Genomic DNA, 19,810 nt, shown 5'->3' with positions numbered 1-19,810 from the left:
GTGACGGCCGGCCGGACGCCAACCGGGTCCGGCCGGGCGGGCTAAAACCTCTTGGCAGCGGGCCCTTGATGCACTATTATCCGCATTCGTCAAGGGTCCGGCGGGGGCGGATTTGGGTCATTTTCCGCGGTTTCATGCGGTTTTCGGGGTCGTTCCGTGCCAGTTGTATGCCTTAACCGTGATAAACTGATCAGCGGGAAAGGGGAATGTCCACATGGTTTTTGAGGTCGGCGAGACAGTAGTTTACCCTCACCACGGTGCAGCAAAAATTGAAGAAATCAAGATGCGCACTGTCAAGGGCGAAGAGAAGATGTATCTCAAGCTCAAGGTGGCTCAGGGTGATCTGACCATTGAAGTTCCAGCAGAAAACGTTGACCTTGTTGGGGTCCGGGACGTAGTGGGCAAGGAAGGCCTGGAGCACGTATTTGAAGTGCTCCGTGCCGAGTTCACTGAAGAACCCACCAACTGGTCGCGTCGGTACAAGGCAAACCTGGAAAAGCTTGCTTCCGGTGACGTTATCAAAGTGGCAGAGGTCGTCCGCGACCTGTGGCGCCGCGATCACGACCGGGGTCTCTCCGCAGGGGAGAAGCGCATGCTGGCCAAGGCCCGCCAGATTCTGATTTCAGAACTGGCACTTGCTGAAAAGACCGACGAAGAGAAGGCCGCAAGCGTTCTCGACGAAGTTCTGGCTTCCTAGACAAGACTTGAACCTCGGTGGCCCAACGGCCACCGGGGCTTCTTTTTGCCCAAATACCGGCAGCGGTCAGCTGGGAGGATCCGCGGCCGCGCCGTAGTGTTAGGCGCATGAACACTGCAGCAGGACCCGCCGCCACCGCTGTTATTGTGGTGGCTGCCGGCTCGGGCCAGCGCCTGGGCTACGGCATGCCGAAAGCAAAGGTGCCGCTGGGCGGCGAGAGCATTTTGACGCACGCCCTGAGGGGCGTGGCGGCGGCCGGAATCGCACGGCAGATCTGCGTCGCTGTGCCTGCCGGCGACGAGGAGCTGGAGTTGATCTGCGAGTCCTTCGCCCGTGACCTCGGTTCCGGACCGCACGCCGCGTCCGGCGGGGGAGGGCAGGTGCCGGTTGTGACCGTCGTCGACGGCGGGACCAGCCGCGCCGACTCCGTCCGGGCCGCGCTGGCGGCGTTGCTGCCCGGCACTGAGGCAGTCCTTGTGCATGACGCCGCCCGCGCCCTCACCCCTGAATCGGTGTTCCACCGCGTTGTCGCGGCCATCGCCGCCGGAGCCGAAGCCGTCATTCCGGTGATGCCGGTCGTTGACACCGTCAAGACCGTGGAGCCGACCACCGGCGAAAGCGCGACCGTTGCCCCCGAACTGGTGACCGGAACGGCGCCGCGGGAGACGCTCCGGGCTGTCCAGACGCCGCAAGGCTTCGCGCTCGCCACTCTGCAGCGTGCCCATACAGCTGCCGCCGCATTCGACGCGGCCCAGGCCGCCGCTGTGACAGACGATGCGATGCTCGTTGAACTCCTGGGTGTCCCCGTCCATGCCGTCCGCGGCGCCAGCCAGTCGCTGAAGATCACGACGCCACTGGACCTGATCATCGCCGAGGGCCTTCTGGAAGGCCCGCTGGGCGCCCGCTGGGTGGAAGGCTGACCATGACGGACCAGAGGCACGACACTCACGTGACCGCCGGCAAGGCGCCGACCGCCACCTTCGCGTCCGTTATTCCGCGGACCGGGATCGGGATTGATGTCCACGCTTACGCCCCCCGGGACGCTCCCCAGCCGTTGTGGCTGGGCGGCCTGTTTTGGGACGGTGAGCCGGGGCTGGCCGGGCATTCCGACGGCGATCCGGTGGCGCACGCCGCTGCCGATGCGCTGTTCTCAGCCTGCGGAATCGGGGACCTTGGCACGCACTTCGGCACGGACCGGCCGGAATACGCTGGCGCCTCCGGGGTGACGCTCCTGGCCGAAGCGGCCCGGATTGTCCGTGCCGGAGGTTTTGAGATCGGAAACATCGCCGTGCAGTTCGTGGCCAACAGGCCCAAGTTCGGACCGCGGCGGGAGGAATCCCAGCGCGTCCTCAGTTCGGCAGCAGGGGCGCCGGTGAGCGTCTCGGCCACGACGAGCGACCGGCTCGGGTTCACCGGCCGGGGCGAGGGTATCTCTGCCGTGGCCACCGCGCTGGTTTACCCGGCCGTCCCGGCCGCACCGCAAGCCTCCGGCTAATCCGTCCTCCGTCCCGCAAACGTTCTTTCAGTGACCAGGAGACCTCCCATGAAGAAGCTTGTACCCGCCGTCGTCCTTGCCGCAGGAATGCTGTTGACCGGCTGCGCCGGGGGCACCACGACCAGGCTGAGCGTTGAGGAAAGCTGCACGTTCCTCAATGGCGACACGTTTGTGCCTACCGGATCCCCGCAGGAGCAGGCCGGCCAGATCAGCCAGCACTACCAGGAGGTCGCGGACAAAGTCGCCCCCGAGATCAGCGCCCCGATCGGGAAGATGGCCGACATCATGAAACAGGTGGCGGAATCTCCCACCGGAGCCAAGACGGCAGACCAGACAGCGGGGCTCACGGAGCAGCTCAACAAGATCGGGGAGTACTGCAAGTAAGGGGTCCGGTGCCCGGCTGCTGCCGCCCGCCACTGCCTCCGGGGGAGGGCGCCGGGGCGGGCGGCTGGTTCGCGGAGCGCCATCGGCTAATCTGGAGCGGTGACCCTGCGCTTCTACGACACAGCATCCGCCGAAGTCCGTGACTTCGTCCCCCTGATACCGGGCCAGGTGAGCCTGTACTACTGCGGCGCCACCGTGCAGGGGATGCCGCATGTGGGGCATATCCGCTCAGCCATCGCCTTTGATCAGCTGACCCGCTGGCTCGAATACCGTGGTTTCCGCGTCACTGCCGTCCGGAACGTCACCGACATCGACGACAAAATACTGGCCAAATCCGAGGCCTCCTTCGGGCCGGACTTTGAGGACGAGCCCGGCTCGGTCCGGAACGAGGAGTGGTGGGCCCTGGCCTACCGGTACGAGCAGGAGTTCCTCAAGGCCTACGACACCCTCGGCGTCTCCCGACCCACCTACGAGCCCCGCGCCACCGGCCATATCCCGGAAATGCATGCCCTGATCCGGCAGCTGATCGACCGCGGCCACGCCTACCCGGCCCTCGACGACTCCGGGGACGTGTACTTCGACGTGCGTTCCTGGGGCCGGTACGGCTCCCTGACGCGGCAAAACATTGATGACATGCAGGGTGCCCCGGACGCGGGACCGCGCGGCAAGAAAGATCCGCGGGACTTCGCGCTGTGGAAGGGCCACAAGGAGGGGGAGCCGGCGACGGCAAGCTGGGCCTCGCCCTGGGGCACCGGCCGCCCGGGCTGGCACCTCGAGTGCTCCGCCATGGTCACCAAGTACTTGGGCACCGAGTTCGACATCCACGGCGGCGGCCTGGACCTGCGGTTTCCGCACCACGAAAACGAGATGGCGCAGTCCCAGGCGGCGGGCCACGGCTTCGCCAACTTCTGGATGCACAACGGCATGGTCACCTATGCCGGCGAAAAAATGTCCAAATCCATCGGCAACACGGTCAGCCCGGAGCAGATGCTCGAGCTCGCGTCGCCGCGCGTGGTCCGGTACTACCTGGGGCAGGCGCAGTACCGCTCGGTCCTGGACTACCAGCCCACCTCCCTGCAGGAAGCTGCAGCCGCCGTCGAACGGATTGACGGATTCATCAGCCGGGCACTTCGAAGCACCATGACTGATGACGGCGCTGTCGGCGTCTTCAGCTACGGCGCCGTCCCGGATGCTTTCGCCGCGGCCATGGATGACGACCTCAACGTGCCGCAGGCCCTTGCGGTCCTGCACGAAACCGTCCGGGCCGGGAACACAGCCCTTACCGCTGGGGAACTCGACGACGCCCGGCAGGCGCTCAGGTCCGTGACGGACATGCTCCGTGTCCTTGGTCTCAGCGCCACCGCGGCACCCGCGGCGAACCAGCAGGCCGACACGGCCCTCGGCGTTCTCATCGAAGCCCAGCTCGCCGCCCGCGCCCAGGCCCGGGCCAACAAGGACTGGGCGGCCTCCGACGCCATCCGGGACACTCTTGCTGCCGCTGGCGTCGTCGTCGAGGACGGCCCCGACGGCGCCAACTGGAGCCTTAAGCGCGACTGACACCCGGTCTGCGGTTCACCTGGCCGGGCGGGAGCACTTGCCTCCGCGGTCCCTGGCGGTCGAGGATTTAACTCGAGTCAGTAGACTGGAGTTCAGACTTGTCAACGAATCGCGTATTTAAAGGGTGAAACTCATGGCCAATAACGGTCGCCGCTCGGTCAAAATGAAGAAGGGCCCCACTGTCGGAACCGGCGGTCACGGCCGTAAGGCTCTCGAGGGCAAGGGCCCCACTCCCAAGGCGGAGGATCGCCCGTACCACAAGGCACACAAGAACAAACAGCTTGCCGATCGCTCTGCGGCCAAGCGGTCCGGTCCCGGTACCGGCCGCAACCCCGGCGCACGCTCCGGCCCCAAGGGCCGCGCCACCGAGGAAGTCGTCACCGGACGCAACTCCGTGGTTGAGGCGCTCCGCGCCGGCATCCCCGCCAAGGCCCTGCACGTCGCCATCCGTATTGAGATGGATGACCGGGTCAAGGAATCCCTCAAGCTCGCCGCAGAACGCGGCATCCCGCTGCTGGAAACCGGCAAGCCTGAGCTGGACCGGATGACCGACGACGCCATCCACCAGGGCCTCGTGCTGCAGATCCCGCCGTACGAGTACCAGGACGCGTTTGAACTCGCCGAGGAGACACTCGAAAGCTGGAAGAAGGGCCACGTCGCCAACGCCCCGCTCTTCGTCGCCCTCGACGGCATCACCGATCCGCGCAACCTTGGCGCCATTATCCGCTCGGTGTCCGCGTTCAGTGGCCACGGCGTTATCGTCCCGGAGCGCCGCTCCGTCGGCGTCACCGCCTCCGCCTGGAAGACCAGCGCCGGCGCGGCCGTCCGGGTCCCCGTGGCCCGCGCCGCCAACCTGAACAACGCACTCAAGGCGTTCAAGAACATGGGCATCTACGTGCTGGGACTCGATGGCGACGGCGACGTTTCGCTGCCCGACCTGGCCCTCGCCACCGAGCCGGTGTGCATCGTTGTCGGATCCGAGGGCAAGGGCCTGAGTCGTCTGGTCCGGGAGAACTGCGACCAGATCGTTTCCATCCCGATCGATTCCGCGATGGAGTCCCTCAACGCCTCGATGGCGGTGGGCATCTCCCTCTACGAGATCTCCCGCCAGCGCGCCGTGAAATAACAGCCCGATCCTCCCTCAGCTTTCGCAGCTGTACGGCAGACCCTTCCCCAGGGTCCGCAGTCGTACCGCAGACCCTTCCGCAGATTCTGCAGTTTAACGCCGAACGCTCCCGCACAGTGCTGCGGGAGCGTTCGGCGTTAAGCCGCGGGACGTGGGGAAGCGTTGGGGTTTAAGTTGCGGGACGTGCGGAAGCGTTGGGGTTTAGGCCGCAGGACGTGGGGAAGCGTTTAGGTTTAAGCCCGGGATGCTAAAACCTGTGGCGGTTGGCCAGGACCGGAAGCACAGCCCGGGCGTTCGTAACGACGTCGGGGTCCAGTTCCGCAAACAGCAGCCCCGGACCGCCGTCGAGCTCGTCGATTACCTCGCCGAACGGTGACACGACGGCGGAGTGCCCAACTCCGGTCGGAGCGGAGCCCTTCGCCGGGCCGCTCTCGCCGGCGGCGTTGCCCTGGCCGCAGGCGAGGACCACCGTGGTGGAATCAATGGCGCGCGCACGGGCCAGAAGCTGCCACTGTTCGACCTTTCCGGGGCCGCTTCCCCACGACGCGCACACGATGTTCACCTGGGCGCCGCGGTCGGCGTTTTCGGTGAACAGGTCAGGGAAGCGGATGTCATAGCAGGTGGCCAAGCCGAAGGTGATGCCGGCCGCCTCAAAGGTGACGGGGCCCGTGCCGGCGTCGACAGTGTCTGACTCCGCGAAACCGTAGGCATCAAAAAGATGGATCTTGTCATAGCTTGCATCGACCCCCGGGCCGGTGGCCAGCAGGGTGTTGCGGACCTTCCGGGGTCCGGTGCCGGCGCCCGGCTCGGACCCCGGCGTGAACATCCCCGCCACAATGACGACATCCAGTTCCGCGGCGATGGCGCGCACCCGGGAGGCCCACGGACCGTCCAGCGGCTCAGCAATGTCCAGCAGCGAATGTCCGAACGCGCGCATCGTGGCTTCGGGAAACACCACCAGGGCCGCGCCGCCGTCCTTGGCCTCGCGGGCGTACTCCTCGACGAGCGCCAGATTGTCCGCCAGGTCGCGGCCGGTGATGATTTGAGCCAGTGCCACTCGCACAGTTACCTCCAGATTGGCGATTCGTTTCAGTATGTAATGCCCTATCGAGTAGTGCATTATCGGCGTACACTCTGCCTTCGCGAACGCCGGAATGACTTCTCATCGGTTCGGCACCGCTAAACTTGTGCCAATGGGCATGCCTTTAGTAGATACAGCTTCAACCGTAGACGCCTCGCGGGCGTTTCCGCTGGGCCTCAGTACTCCGCGTGCCGGAAAGCCCGCCACAGGCGATTCCCGCGGCCCAGCCGCGCACATCGATTCGGCCGTGAACGTGGCTGTCTTCGCGCCCACCGTAGCAACGCTGGACATCGCCTATCAGGCACCGGGCAGCCCATGGCAGGTGCAGACCCTGCCGAATTTCACCGACGGCGTCCACCACGGAATTGTCGAGGGAATGCCGCCCGGGACGCGCTATGGCTTCCGGTCGTCCCCGGACCACGAGGCGCTGCCGCTGTCCATGCCGGCCACGGACTTCGACGCTGTCGGCGGTCAGCCCCTGCTGCTGGACCCTTACGGCCGGGCCGTGGACGAACGCGGCGAGTTCATCACGAGCGTCCGCACTGCCGGCAACTTTGACTGGGGCCATGATCGCAGCCCCGGCGTGCCGTGGCGCAACACCATCATCTATGAAGCGCACGTCCGCGGCCAGACCCGGCTCCACCCGGACATCCCGGAAGAACTGCAGGGAACCTACGCGGGGATGGGGCACCCGGCAATGATCGAGCACCTGATCGCGCTCGGCATCACCTCCGTCCAACTCCTGCCGGTTCACTTCCATCTGGACGAGCCGCACCTGCAGAACCTCGGAATGCCGAACTACTGGGGCTACAACACCGCGGCGTTCTTCGCCCTGCACCCCGGTTACGCCACGGAAGCTGCACAGGCCGCAGGGGCCGAGGCCGTTGAGCGCGAATTCAAGGACATGGTCAAGTCCCTGCACGCCGCGGGCCTCGAGGTAATCCTCGATGTTGTGTACAACCACACAGCCGAGGGCGGCGCCGATGGCCGGACCTTGAGCTTCCGCGGACTGGGGGAGACGACGTATTACCGCACCGACGGCCACGGAACGTACGTGGACACCACCGGTTGCGGAAACAGCCTGAACTTCGGGGAACCCCGCGTCGTCCAACTGGTCCTGGACTCGCTGCGCTATTGGGTCAACGAGTTTCACATTGACGGGTTCCGCTTCGACCTCGCGGTCACACTGTGCCGGAACTCCGCCAATGAGTTCGACCCCCGGCACCCTTTTCTGGTCGCAATCGCGGCCGACCCGGTCCTGTCCGCCACCAAGCTGATCGCTGAACCATGGGATATCGGTTACGGAGGCTGGCAAACCGGCCGGTTCCCGGCCGGCTGGGTGGATTGGAACGATCACTTCCGCGACGCCGTCCGGACTTTCTGGCTCGCCGACCGCGCCGCGATCGACGCCGGCGGGACCGGCGGTTCCGTGGGACGCCTGGCAGATGCCCTCTCCGGTTCGGCCGGGCTGTTCGAGGCATCGGGCCGCTCCCGGCTCGCCTCAGTCAATTTCATCACCGCCCACGACGGTTTCACCCTGGCTGACCTGGTCTCCTATGACCGCAAGCACAACGAAGCCAACGGCGAGCAGAACCGCGACGGCCACGGCGACAACCGCAGCTACAACCACGGATTTGAAGGCCGGACCGAAGACGGGGCCATCCTGGCCCGGCGCGCGCAGACCAGCCGCAACCTGATGGCCTCGCTCATGATCTCCCTCGGCGTGCCAATGATCACGGCCGGAGACGAGCTCGGCCGGACCCAGCAGGGCAACAACAACGCTTACTGCCAGGACAACGCGATCAACTGGATCGACTGGTCCGCCACCACGGAATCCCACGACATGCTGCGGAACACCAAACGCGTCATCCGGCTGCGCAAGGAGTTCCTGGCCCTGCAGCCGCATGATTATCCGGCGCGGGACAAACAGGCCTACTTCCATTGGTTCGACGCCAGCGGTGAACCAATGTCCGGCGACAGCTGGCAGGATCCCCGCCACCGGGTAGTCCAGCTCCTGCTGGGCTCGGATGACGGCCAGGTGGACGGCCTCGTGGTGGTCAACGGCGGCGCCGAGGACGTCGAGGTCACGCTTCCGGCCCTGGCCAGCGAGACGGGCCCCGGGTCACCGGCCCTTTGAGCTGCGGCTGACCACCTCCGAGCTCCACGACCGGCGGCAGGGCACCCGGGTGTCCTCCGGAGATCTCGACATGGTCCAGGCCAACTCGATCAACGTCTACCGCACCTAGTTTCCCCAATGATCCAACAACGAAGGGCCCCATGAAGATTTACTCGGCAGACACCTGGACCATCGAAGAGCTGAAGGACCAGATTGACGACGCCGGCCGCCGTGCGCTGGTGATCCCGGCCGCGGACTCCCAGCGGGCGCTCCTGGAGACGTTCAGCGAGATCCTGGACGTGCAGGAGGATTCCGGAGTGGATCTGGACATCCTGCATGACTCCCTTCACGATGTTGCCGACGCGGTAGCGGACCAAGACCAGGCCCCCGTCACCTTCATCTGGCAGGTACCTGCCGGCTTCCGCGCGGACCGGTCCTTCGGCGTTTTCTGCGAGACCCTCCAGGATGCCGAAAGCTATGCCGCCGGGAGCCTGGACGTCGTCGCCGTCTTCCTCTAGAAATCCGGCCGTACGAATCCGCGCAGGAGGCGAACCCTGGCCGCAGGCCGGCCACGGACAACACAGCAGCCCGGCACTAAGGTGCCGGGCTGCTGTGTTGTGTAAGAAGCCGGTCCCTAGGCGTTGACGATCAGCCCGAGTTCGGCCATGGACGCCAGTGCCGTGTGCTTGGGAAGGATCCGCACGGTGTAGCCGAAGGAGCCCGAACGGTCGATCACCAGGGTCCCGCTGAACAGGTGGCGGCCTTTCCCGAGGTCCTCCGCGGCTTTGAGCTCGGCGACTGTGACATCAACGAGCTCGTCATTGTCCTCCGCCCGGCCGTAGGCAACCTCGACGCAGACATCTTCCGGGGTCAGGTCGTTCAGGGCGACGTAGGCGTTGACCTGGAGCAGGTCTCCGATTTGCGGGTCCTCGGAAACGCCGACCGAGTCCACGTTCTCGACCTGGATCTGCGGCCACGCGGCCCGGATCCGGGAAGTCCACGCCGCCAGGGTCTTGGCCTGGGCGTAGTTGTCGGCATTGGCCTGTCGCCCGGCGATGGCGGCGGGCCGGTAGAGCACGTTGACGTAGTCCTTGAGCATCCGGTCCGCCGAGACGGCCGGGCCCAGGTGGGACATGGTGTGCTTGATCATCGAGACCCAGTGCGTAGGGACCTTCTGCGCGCCGGGCTGGGAAGGACCGGCCGCGCCGGCGCCGTGGGAGACAGTCAGGCCGTAGAACTTCGGTGCCACCTGGGTCTCCAGCAGTTCGTAGAGCGCCGCCGCCTCGATGTCGTCGCGTTCCTCCGGGGAGGCGTCGTTGTTGGCGGTCGGGATCGCCCAGCCGTTCTCGCCGTCGTACATTTCGTCCCACCAGCCGTCCATCACGGAAAGGTTCAGCGAACCGTTCAGGGCAGCTTTCATGCCGGATGTGCCGCAGGCCTCCAGCGGGCGCAGCGGGTTGTTCAGCCACACGTCGGTGCCGGGGAACAGCGTCCGGGCCATGGCGATGTCGTAATTGGGCAGGAACGCGATCCGGTGACGCACCTCGGGGTCGTCCGTGAAGCGGACCAGGTCCTGGATCATTTTCTTGCCCGCGTCATCGGCCGGGTGCGACTTGCCCGCGATGACCAGCTGGATCGGGTGGGTCTTGTGCAGCAGCAGGGCCTTGAGCCGGGCCGGGTCACGCAGCATCAGAGTAAGACGCTTGTAGGTCGGCACGCGGCGGGCAAAGCCGATGGTCAGGACGTCCGGGTCCAGGACCGAGTCAGTCCAGGCCAGCTCGGCATCTGCTGCGCCGCGCTTCTTCCAGGCTGAACGCAGACGGCGCCGGACGTCCTCCACGAGGGACATCCGCATTTCGCGGCGCAGCGCCCAGAGGTCTTCATCCGAGATTCTGTAGGCGAAGTCCCAGTCCTCCTTCGCCTCCGCGCCGGCACCGAACAGGTCCGGGGACAGCTGGGCGATGCGCGGGTCCACCCAGGTGGGGACGTGCACGCCGTTGGTGACCGAGGTGATCGGCACCTCTGAGTGGTCGAAGCCCGGCCACAACGCGGAAAACATGCCGCGGGAGACAACGCCGTGCAGCTTGGCGACGCCGTTGGCCCGCTGGGCAAGCCGCAGGCCCATGACCGCCATGTTGAATACGAACGGATTGCCGTCCACGAAGTCTTCCCGGCCCAGGTCCAGGATCTTCGCGACCGGCACATCGGGCGCGAGCCCGGCCTCAAAGAAGTGCTGGATCTGCGAGGTCTCGAAGCGGTCAATGCCGGCAGGCACGGGAGTGTGGGTGGTGAAGACAGTCGAGGGCCCGGCCGGCCGCGAGGGCTTCTTCCCACGTCAGGGGATTGGCCGCGGACATCATTTCCTGGATCCGTTCGACGCCCAGGAAACCGGCATGGCCCTCGTTGGTGTGGAACACCTCGGGCGCCGGCCCGCCGGTGAGCTTCTGGAACGCGCGCAGGGCCTTGACGCCGCCCATGCCCAGGAGGAGTTCCTGCTGCAGGCGGTGGTCCCCGCCGCCGCCGTAGAGCCGGTCGGTAATGCTGCGGGCGGCGTCGTCGTTGCCCGGGACATCGGAGTCCAGCAGGAGCAGGGGGACGCGTCCGACGTCGGCCCGCCACACGTGCGCGAGCAGGCGGCGTCCGTCGGGGAGAGGCAGTGCAATCTGGAGGGGTGTGCCGTTGCCGTCCGGCGAGGGCTCCCGGAGCAGGGTCAGGGGCAGCCCGTCCGGGTCGAGGACCGGATAGGTCTCCTGCTGCCAGGCGTCGCGGGACAGCGACTGCTTGAAGTAGCCGGCCTGGTAGAGGAGTCCGACGCCAATCAGGGGTACGCCAAGATCCGAGGCGGCCTTCAGATGGTCGCCGGCAAGGATGCCGAGGCCGCCGGAGTATTGCGGCAGCACCTCAGTGATGCCGAACTCGGGTGAGAAGTAGGCGATACAGGACGGTGCGCCGTCGCCCAGCGACTGATACCAGCGGGGCTGCTCAAGGTACTGGTCCAGATCCGCAGCGGCGGCGTGGACGCGTTTGACGACGTCCTGGTCCGCCGCGAGCCGCTGAAGTTCCTCGCGGCTGACCAGGCTCAGGAACGTCACGGGATCCGAGTCGCTCTCCGCCCAGATGTCGGCATTAAGCCACTCGAATAGCTCCCGGGTGGGCCGGTGCCAGGACCACCGAAGATTGGTGGCCAGCCTGGCCAGCGGCCGGATGGACTCGGGAAGAACGGTTCGGACGGTAATTCTGCGGATTGCCTTCACCTGCGAAACACTAACCCACAACCCAGTACCCGGGAACAGGATTGGGTTTCTTTCCGGTAAATGACTGTGGGCCTTTACTTAATCCAGCAAATGCCGCGCTGCCTTAGCATTCTGGCCGTTTTCTAGATAACGTCGAGCCTGTGACGAATAACTCGCGAACCAGCGCCGTGTCCAAGCAAGAGCCGAAGGCCCTGATTACGGAGGGCCTTAGATTCGGCCGTTTTCCGATCACTGCCGTGCAGCCCGTCGTGGAGGGCGGTAAGTTCCCCGCCAAGGCAGTGGTGGGCGAGACCCTGGTGGTAGGGGCGACGTCGTTCAGGGAAGGACACGACCAGCTCGGCGTCAGCGCCGTACTGTTCGACCCCAGCGGATCTGAGCGGCAGCGCGTCCGCCTCGCCCCGCCGCGCGGCAGCCGCGGCCAGGGCACGGATCGTTGGGAAGGCCTGCTGACGCCGGCTGACACGGGCAACTGGACTTTCGTCATCGAGGCCTGGCATGACCGCTACGGGACATGGCATCACAACGCCGAAGTGAAGATCGGGGCCGGCGTCGACGTCGACCTGATGCTTGCCGAAGGCGCCGCACTGCTCTCCGAAGCGGCAGATGACTCCACCCGGGCGTGGGATGACCAGGAGACACTGCGGGCCGCGGTGGCAGGACTATCTGATGAGTCGCTGCCCGTGGAACGACGCCTGGCCGCCGGGTTCAGCCCCGCGGTGACCGCCGTTATCGACCGCCAGCCCATCCGCGAACTCGTCACGGTCTCCGAGCCATACCCGCTGCTGGTCGAGCGGGCTCTGGCCGGCCGGGGCTCGTGGTATGAATTTTTCCCCCGCTCCGAGGGCGCGGTGCACGACGCCGCGACCGGCGAGTGGACCTCCGGGACGTTCCGGACCGCCGCAAAGCGCCTCGACGCCGTCGCGGCCATGGGATTTGACATCATTTACATGCCCCCGATCCACCCGATCGGCACCCAGCACCGCAAAGGCCCCAACAACACCCTGATTGCCGGCCCGCAGGACCCCGGTTCGCCCTGGGCCATCGGTGGCAAGGAAGGCGGCCACGACGCGATTCACCCGGATCTTGGCACCATCGATGATTTCGCCGCGTTTGTGTGGCGTGCAGGCGAGCTTGGCCTTGAGGTTGCGCTGGACCTGGCGCTGCAGGCCTCCCCGGACCACCCCTGGGTGCAGAGCCACCCGGAGTGGTTCACCACCCGTGTGGACGGCACGATCGCCTACGCCGAGAATCCGCCGAAGAAATACCAGGACATTTTCCCGATCAACTTCGACAACGATCCGGAGGGTCTGTCCAACGAGATCCTTCGCATCGTGCTGCACTGGGTCGGCCACGGGGTCAAAATCTTCCGGGTGGACAACCCGCACACCAAACCCGTGTGGTTCTGGGAATGGCTGATCGGCAAGGTCAACGAACAGCACCCCGAGGTCGTCTTCCTTGCCGAGGCATTCACGCGCCCGGCAATGATGCACGCCCTGGGCCGGGCCGGCTTCCAGCAGTCCTACACCTACTTCACTTGGCGGAACACCAAGGAAGAACTGGAGGAGTACTTCCAGGAGGTCAGCCACGTCTCCCCGGCGTACTTCCGGCCAAACTTCTTCGTGAACACCCCGGACATCCTCACCGAATACCTGCAGTTCGGCGGTCCGGCAGCATTCCGGATCCGGGCCACGCTGGCCGCCACGGCAAGCCCGACCTGGGGCGTCTACGCCGGCTTCGAACTCTACGAACACGTCGCCCGGCCGGGCGCGGAAGAGAACATCGACAACGAAAAGTTCGAGTACAAGTCCCGTAACTGGGATGCGGCCGCCGCTTCCGGACGTACACTGGCGCCGTACCTGACCAGGCTCAACGAGATCCGGCGTGCGCATCCGGCCCTCGGCGACCTGCAGAACCTCACGGTGCACCAGAGCACGGACAGTTCCACCGTGGTCTACTCCAAGCACAAGACGCTGCCGGACGGCACCAAGGACACCTTGATCATCGTCGTCAACGTGGATTCGCACAGCACCCGGGAAGGCACCGTCACCCTGGACCTGGCTGCACTGGAACTGGACCCGGAGAACCTGACCCGCAACGGCGGATTTATGGTCGATGATCTGCTGTCCGGTGAGAGCTGGGAATGGGGCGAGTCGAATTACGTTCGCCTTGACCCGCACGTCGAACCCGCCCACATCCTGAATATCCGGAGGTAGTGCCAATGAGTTTTAGTCCGCAAAATCCCAGCCAGCACTACGGCAGCTCCAGCTTCGACCTGAACGCCCCAGGCCTGCAGCATGATCCAATCTGGTACCGAAAAGCAGTGTTTTATGAAGTGCTGGTCCGGGCGTTCGCGGACGGGAACGGCGACGGGTCCGGGGATTTCCACGGGCTGATCGAGAAGCTGGACTATCTGCAGTGGCTCGGGGTCGACTGCCTCTGGCTGCCGCCGTTCTTCCAGTCTCCGCTGCGCGACGGCGGCTACGATATCTCGGACTACAATTCCGTGCTCGACGAATTCGGCACTATCAGTGACTTCAAACGGCTCGTGGCGGAGGCGCATGCCCGCGGTGTCCGGGTCATCATCGACCTTCCGCTGAACCACACCTCGGACCAGCATCCCTGGTTCCAGGAATCACGCAAGGATCCGGAAGGGCCGTTCGGCGATTTCTATGTGTGGAGCGACACGGACGAGAAGTACGAGGACGCCCGCATCATCTTCGTGGACACGGAGGAATCAAACTGGACCTTCGACCCCATCCGGCGGCAATTCTTCTGGCACCGCTTCTTCAGCCACCAGCCTGACCTGAATTTCGAGAACCCGAAGGTCATCGACGCGCTCTTCGACGTCGTGCGGTTCTGGCTGGACCAGGGGATCGACGGTTTCCGTGCCGACGCCATCCCCTACCTGTTCGAAGAAGAAGGCACGAACTGCGAGAACCTGCCTCAGACGCACGAATTCCTGCGCAAGCTGCGCACAATGGTCGATGATAATTACCCGGGCCGGGTGATCATCGCCGAAGCCAACCAGCCGCCTGCGGAAGTGGTCGAGTACTTCGGCACCGAAGAGGAACCGGAATGCCACATGGCCTTCCACTTCCCGATCATGCCCCGGCTGTATTACGCGCTGCGCGACCAGAAAGCAGCGCCCATCATCGAGGCGATGAGGGACACCCCGGACATTCCCGAAGGCGCCCAGTGGGGCACCTTCCTGCGCAACCACGACGAACTGACCCTGGAAATGGTCACCTCGGACGAACGTGCCGCCATGCTCGGCTGGTACGCCCCGGATCCGCGGATGCGCGCCAACATCGGGATCCGGCGACGCCTGGCGCCCCTGCTGGATAACTCCCGGTCCGAGATTGAGCTCATCAATGCGCTATTGCTGTCCCTGCCGGGCAGTCCGTTCCTGTACTACGGGGACGAGATCGGCATGGGGGATAACATCTGGCTCGAGGACCGCGACGCCGTGCGCACCCCGATGCAGTGGAACCCGGACCGCAACGCCGGATTCTCCAGCGCGGACCCCGGAAAGCTCTACCTCCCGGTGATCCAGTCGCTGGTCTACAACTACAGCATGGCCAACGTCGAGGCCGAGGCGGCCCACTCGGGCTCGCTGCTGCGCTGGATGCGCCAGATCCTGAGCATCCGCAAGAACCACCCCGCCTTCGGCCTGGGAACGTTCAAACATGTCGAAGCCGACCACGACGTCGTTCTCGCCTACCTGCGCGAACTTCCCGACGGGAACTCCGCGGGGGAGGACGGCGAAACCATCCTGTGCGCCTTCAACCTCTCCCAGCATCCGGTAGCAACCACCCTCCGGGTGCCGAAGTACGCCGGGAGGGGCCTCCGGGACGTGTTTGGCGGCCAGATGTTCCCCGGGATCGGTGATGACGGGACATTGACCCTGACCCTGGGCAGCCACGACTTTTTCTGGCTGCGGATCCGCTCGGCGTCGTCAAACCCGGCGTCCCCGCACACCCAGGCGATGCCGATCCTGTCCATCGAGGGTTGAGATGACCGGCCCCCTACTTTCCGCCGCTCTCGCCGAACTGCTCGTTGCCTGGCTCCCGCGCCAGCGCTGGTTCCCGGTGAAGAGCGCAGAGTTCACGCTTGAGCCGGCCGGGGGCCTGCGTCTGCCCGATCCCGGAACCGACGGCGCGGCAGGGCTCGAGGTGCTCCTCGCCGCGGTGACGTATCCCACCGCTGACGGCAACAGGACCGACGTCGTCCAGGTTCCGCTCAGCCTCCGCGGGGCGCCGCTGGCCGGAGCGGAGTCCGCGCTGATCGGCGAACTCCCCGGGGATGGCGGGGAGGGCCGGCGCTGGGTGTACGACGGCGTCCATGACCCGGCCTTTGTCGCCGCCTGGCTGGACCTGATCCGTGCCGGCGGGAGCTCAACGACGGGAAACGCCGCCGGGCACAGTGTGGACTCCGGCTATCGCCTGCCGTTCGCGACCGGCAGGGTAAAGGTCCTCACGGGGGAGCAGTCCAATAGTTCCGTGATCGTCGACGACGGCGGTTCCGCCGCCATCGTAAAGTTCTTTCGGGTGCTGTCCGAAGGGCACAACCCGGAAGTCGAAATTGGTGCCGCGCTGACCGCGGGCCGCACCACCGAAGTGCCGGCAACCATCGGTTGGGTCACGGGCGAATGGGCAGCTCCGGAGACGGGGACGCCGGCCGGTGATATGCGGCTGGCGCACGGTGAACTCGCCGTCGCCCACGAGTTCCTCGCCGGCGGCCTGGACGCTTGGCGGCTGGCCGTGGACGCCGCCAAGGCCGGAGCCGGCTTCGCCGCGGAAGCCCACACACTTGGCGCGGCGACAGCCACGGTGCACCGGCGGCTCGCCGAGGCACTCGGCACCGCGGCGGAATCCGCTCCGGGCCGGGACATCGCGCCCGGAGTCGCCCAGCGGGTACGCGAGTCATGGGCCCAGGCCGGCACCGCCGTCGGACCGTACGACGACGAACTGGAAGCGCTGTTGCGGCAACTGGGCGGAAGTGGCGCCGGGACCCTGCAGCGCATCCACGGCGACCTCCACCTTGGCCAGATCCTGCAGGTACCGGGGCGAGGCGGGCATCCGCCGCGGTGGGCGATCCTGGATTTCGAGGGGGAGCCGCTCCGGCCAATCTCTGAACGAAACTTTCCGGATGTGCCGCTCCGCGATGTCGTGGGAATGTTGCGTTCCTTCGACTACGCGGCCGGCGCGGCCGTTCGGGAGTCGCCCGGCGCGGCGGTCCCCGCGACGTGGGTGGAGGATTGTGCCGCGGCATTCCTGGCTGGCTACTCAGAGGTGATACCGGGCAGCGTGGACCGGAACTCGCCCCTGTTTGTGGCCCTGTGGCTGGATAAGGCCCTCTATGAAGTTATCTATGAACTAAGAAACAGGCCGGACTGGCTCTCCATTCCGGCGGATGCATCACGTCGTCTCCTCAGTAGTACAGGTTTTGGCGTCTCTGCCGAAGCCGAAGCGGAAGGTATAGAAAAATGACAGGCTCAGCACGTATCGAACGGCCCGGCGCCCCACTCCCCGTGGACGCAGAGACCCTCGCGAGGGTAGCGGCCGGTGAACACCACGCGCCGCACTCGGTTCTCGGTGCACACCTCGACGACCACGGCCATGTCACCATCCGGACGCTGAAGCACCTCGCGGAAGCCGTCTCGGTTGTTACCGCCGGCGGCACGGTTCCGATGGAGCACGAGGCACACGGCGTATGGGCCGCGGTGCTGGAGCCGCAGGAGCACGGCCATGTGCCGGACTACCGGCTCGAGGTGACCTATGAGGGCCTCCTGCCGCAGCCGGCGGACGATCCCTACCGTTTTATGCCGACCATCGGCGAAATTGACCTGCATCTGATCGGCGAGGGCCGGCACGAGCGCCTTTGGGACGTCCTCGGTGCCCACGTCCAGCACTACAAGTCCGCGCTCGGCGACATCGACGGCGTCTCGTTCGCCGTGTGGGCCCCGAATGCCCAGGCTGTCCGCGTCAAGGGCGATTTTAACGGCTGGGACGGCCGGGAATTCTCGATGCGGTCGCTGGGTTCCAGCGGAGTCTGGGAACTGTTCATCCCCGGCGTTCCGGCCGGCGCATGCTACAAGTTCGAAATCAGGACCAAGCATGGCTACTGGGTGGAAAAGGCAGATCCGATGGCCTTCGGCACAGAAGTCCCGCCGCTGACGGCGTCGAAGGTCGTGGAGCCGTCCTACGCTTTCAAGGATGCAGCGTGGATGGAAGCCCGTGCCGCCCGGGATCCGCACAACTCCCCGATGAGCGTCTACGAAGTCCACCTCGGGTCCTGGCGGTTGGGACTCGGCTACAAGGAACTCGCCAAGGAGCTGGTGGAGTACGTCAAGTGGCTCGGATTCACGCATGTGGAGTTCATGCCTGTCGCGGAGCACCCCTTCGGCGGATCGTGGGGCTACCAGGTGACGTCCTACTTCGCCCCGACGTCACGGTTCGGGCACCCGGACGAATTCCGGCACCTGGTTGATGAACTCCACCAGGCGGGGATCGGCGTTCTGCTGGACTGGGTTCCCGCGCACTTCCCCAAGGACGAATGGGCACTTGCCCGGTTCGACGGCGAACCGTTGTACGAGCACGCCGATCCCAACCTCGGCGAACACCCCGACTGGGGAACGCTGATCTTCGACTACGGACGCACCGAGGTGCGCAACTTCCTCGTCGCCAACGCGCTGTATTGGCTCGAGGAATTCCACATCGACGGGCTGCGGGTCGACGCCGTCGCCTCCATGCTCTACCTTGACTATTCGCGCGAGGAAGGCCAGTGGTCGCCGAACCGTTACGGCGGACGCGAAAATCTGGAAGCCATCTCGTTCCTCCAGGAAGTCAACGCCACCGTCTATAAGACCCACCCCGGCGCCGTGATGATCGCCGAGGAATCCACGGCGTTCCCGGGCGTTACCGGCCCGACCAGCGGCGGCGGCCTGGGCTTTGGCCTGAAATGGAACATGGGCTGGATGCACGACTCGCTGCAGTACATGGCGGAGGACCCCTACAACCGCAAGTGGCACCATGGGACCATCACGTTCTCAATGGTGTACGCCTTCTCGGAGAACTTCCTCCTGCCGATCAGCCACGACGAAGTTGTGCACGGCAAGGGCTCAATGCTGCGCAAGATGCCCGGTGACCGCTGGCAGCAGCTCGCCAACCTGCGGTCCTTCTTCGCCTACCAGTGGGCCCACCCGGGTAAGCAGCTGATCTTTATGGGCACCGAGTTCGGCCAGGAAGCGGAATGGTCTGAGCAGCACGGCCTCGACTGGTGGCTCGCCGATATCCCGGCGCACAAGGGGATGCAGCTTCTGACCAAGGACCTCAACGAGCTCTACGCCGCCACGCCGGCGCTGTACGAGCTGGACAACACCCCGGATGGCTTCCAGTGGATCAACGGCGGTGACACGGACCGGAACGTACTGACCTTCATTCGACGCGATGCTGCCGGGAACCCTATTGTCTGCGCCATGAACTTCTCCGGCGGTCCCCACGAGGGCTACGTCCTCGGTGTGCCGTCCGCCGGAGCGTGGACGGAAGTCCTGAACACCGACGCAGCCAGCTATGGCGGTTCCGGTGTCGTGAACTCCGGAACGCTGACGGCGACCGACGACGGCCTGGACGGACAGCCGGCTGCGCTGACTGTCACGCTGCCCCCACTGGGCGCGGTATTCTTCATGCCGCGGACGGAATCCGCAATGAAGTCAGCTCCGAAGGCCGCATTGAAGGCCGCGCCTAAGGTTGCCGCCAAGGTTGCCGCGAAGGTTGCGCCGAAGACGGCCGCGAAGGTTGCTGCGAAAGCTGCGCCGAAGACCGCCAAGAAATCCACGAAGAAGCCCGCGGAGTAATCCGGACGGTCAGCCTGACGCCAGGCTACGGCCGGGGTGGGACGGAGGGCCCGGAATCCGCGTGATTCCGGGCCCTCCGGGCTTGCTACCGGGGGCGCGTTGCCAGTACCGCAAAGTGCTGGTATAGTTTATTTCCGCGCTGCTCCCCGGAGTTGGACGGCAAAAACCACACAGAAGCCTCACGGCGGACTGAGTGGAGATCGCCGATTTGACAAGGGTGAAGCGGCCGGGTAAGTTTGTCAGGT

Annotated in this window: 10 protein-coding genes and 3 pseudogenes; 11 read left to right on the top strand and 2 right to left on the bottom strand. The window is 65.6% G+C overall.

What is annotated here, in order from left to right:
- The first annotated feature begins 214 nt into the window (after positions 1-214).
- The 6 genes from KY499_RS09075 (at position 215) to rlmB (ending at position 5,259) form a co-directional block, all read left to right on the top strand.
- The gene (locus KY499_RS09075) at positions 215-697 is read left to right on the top strand and encodes a CarD family transcriptional regulator (RefSeq protein ID WP_024367191.1); all 483 of its coding nucleotides are present in this window, start codon (positions 215-217) and stop codon (positions 695-697) included.
- Positions 698-804: 107 nt separating this feature from the next.
- Entirely contained in the window at positions 805-1,617 is an 813-nt protein-coding gene (gene ispD / locus KY499_RS09070; protein ID WP_219885205.1) for a 2-C-methyl-D-erythritol 4-phosphate cytidylyltransferase, read from the top strand.
- A gap of 2 nt (positions 1,618-1,619) precedes the next feature.
- A complete protein-coding gene (ispF, locus tag KY499_RS09065; RefSeq protein ID WP_258190678.1) occupies positions 1,620-2,192 on the top strand; it encodes a 2-C-methyl-D-erythritol 2,4-cyclodiphosphate synthase in 573 nt (190 codons plus the stop codon).
- Between the two features lie 48 nt (positions 2,193-2,240).
- Positions 2,241-2,576 (top strand): hypothetical protein, encoded by a 336-nt coding sequence (locus KY499_RS09060; protein WP_123256837.1) that lies wholly within the window; start codon positions 2,241-2,243, stop codon positions 2,574-2,576.
- Between the two features lie 99 nt (positions 2,577-2,675).
- A complete protein-coding gene (gene cysS, locus KY499_RS09055; RefSeq protein WP_219885203.1) occupies positions 2,676-4,133 on the top strand; it encodes a cysteine--tRNA ligase in 1,458 nt (485 codons plus the stop codon).
- A gap of 133 nt (positions 4,134-4,266) precedes the next feature.
- Positions 4,267-5,259, top strand: a complete 993-nt coding sequence (rlmB, locus tag KY499_RS09050; RefSeq protein ID WP_123256875.1) for a 23S rRNA (guanosine(2251)-2'-O)-methyltransferase RlmB — start codon at positions 4,267-4,269, stop codon at positions 5,257-5,259.
- A gap of 247 nt (positions 5,260-5,506) precedes the next feature.
- Here rlmB and KY499_RS09045 read toward each other — a convergent pair whose 3' ends face one another.
- Positions 5,507-6,322, bottom strand: coding sequence for a carbon-nitrogen hydrolase family protein (locus tag KY499_RS09045; RefSeq protein WP_219885202.1), 816 nt, complete (start codon positions 6,320-6,322; stop codon positions 5,507-5,509).
- 130 nt (positions 6,323-6,452) lie between these two features.
- Between KY499_RS09045 and glgX the strand changes: the two are divergent.
- Positions 6,453-8,586, top strand: a pseudogene (gene glgX / locus KY499_RS09040) (glycogen debranching protein GlgX).
- A 31-nt stretch (positions 8,587-8,617) separates the two neighbouring features.
- Positions 8,618-8,974, top strand: coding sequence for a barnase inhibitor (locus KY499_RS09035; protein WP_123256841.1), 357 nt, complete (start codon positions 8,618-8,620; stop codon positions 8,972-8,974).
- A 116-nt stretch (positions 8,975-9,090) separates the two neighbouring features.
- Here the strand turns inward: KY499_RS09035 and glgP are convergent.
- Positions 9,091-11,710 (bottom strand): annotated as a pseudogene (gene glgP, locus KY499_RS09030) (alpha-glucan family phosphorylase).
- 140 nt (positions 11,711-11,850) lie between these two features.
- On the opposite strand from glgP, the gene KY499_RS09025 reads away from it, so the two are divergent.
- The 3 genes and pseudogenes from KY499_RS09025 (at position 11,851) to KY499_RS09015 (ending at position 19,565) form a co-directional block, all read left to right on the top strand.
- A complete protein-coding gene (locus KY499_RS09025; RefSeq protein ID WP_308813028.1) occupies positions 11,851-13,923 on the top strand; it encodes an alpha-1,4-glucan--maltose-1-phosphate maltosyltransferase in 2,073 nt (690 codons plus the stop codon).
- Positions 13,924-13,928: 5 nt separating this feature from the next.
- Positions 13,929-15,722 (top strand): maltose alpha-D-glucosyltransferase, encoded by a 1,794-nt coding sequence (gene treS, locus KY499_RS09020; protein WP_219885201.1) that lies wholly within the window; start codon positions 13,929-13,931, stop codon positions 15,720-15,722.
- 1 nt (position 15,723) lies between these two features.
- A pseudogene (locus KY499_RS09015) lies at positions 15,724-19,565 on the top strand (1,4-alpha-glucan branching enzyme).
- The last annotated feature ends 245 nt before the right edge of the window (positions 19,566-19,810 follow it).

It is taken from the genome of Arthrobacter sp. PAMC25284 (assembly GCF_019443425.1).
Lineage (GTDB): Bacteria > Actinomycetota > Actinomycetes > Actinomycetales > Micrococcaceae > Arthrobacter > Arthrobacter oryzae_A.
The sequence above is the reverse complement of the archived record's forward strand: the minus strand, read 5'-3'. Positions and strand labels throughout refer to the sequence as shown.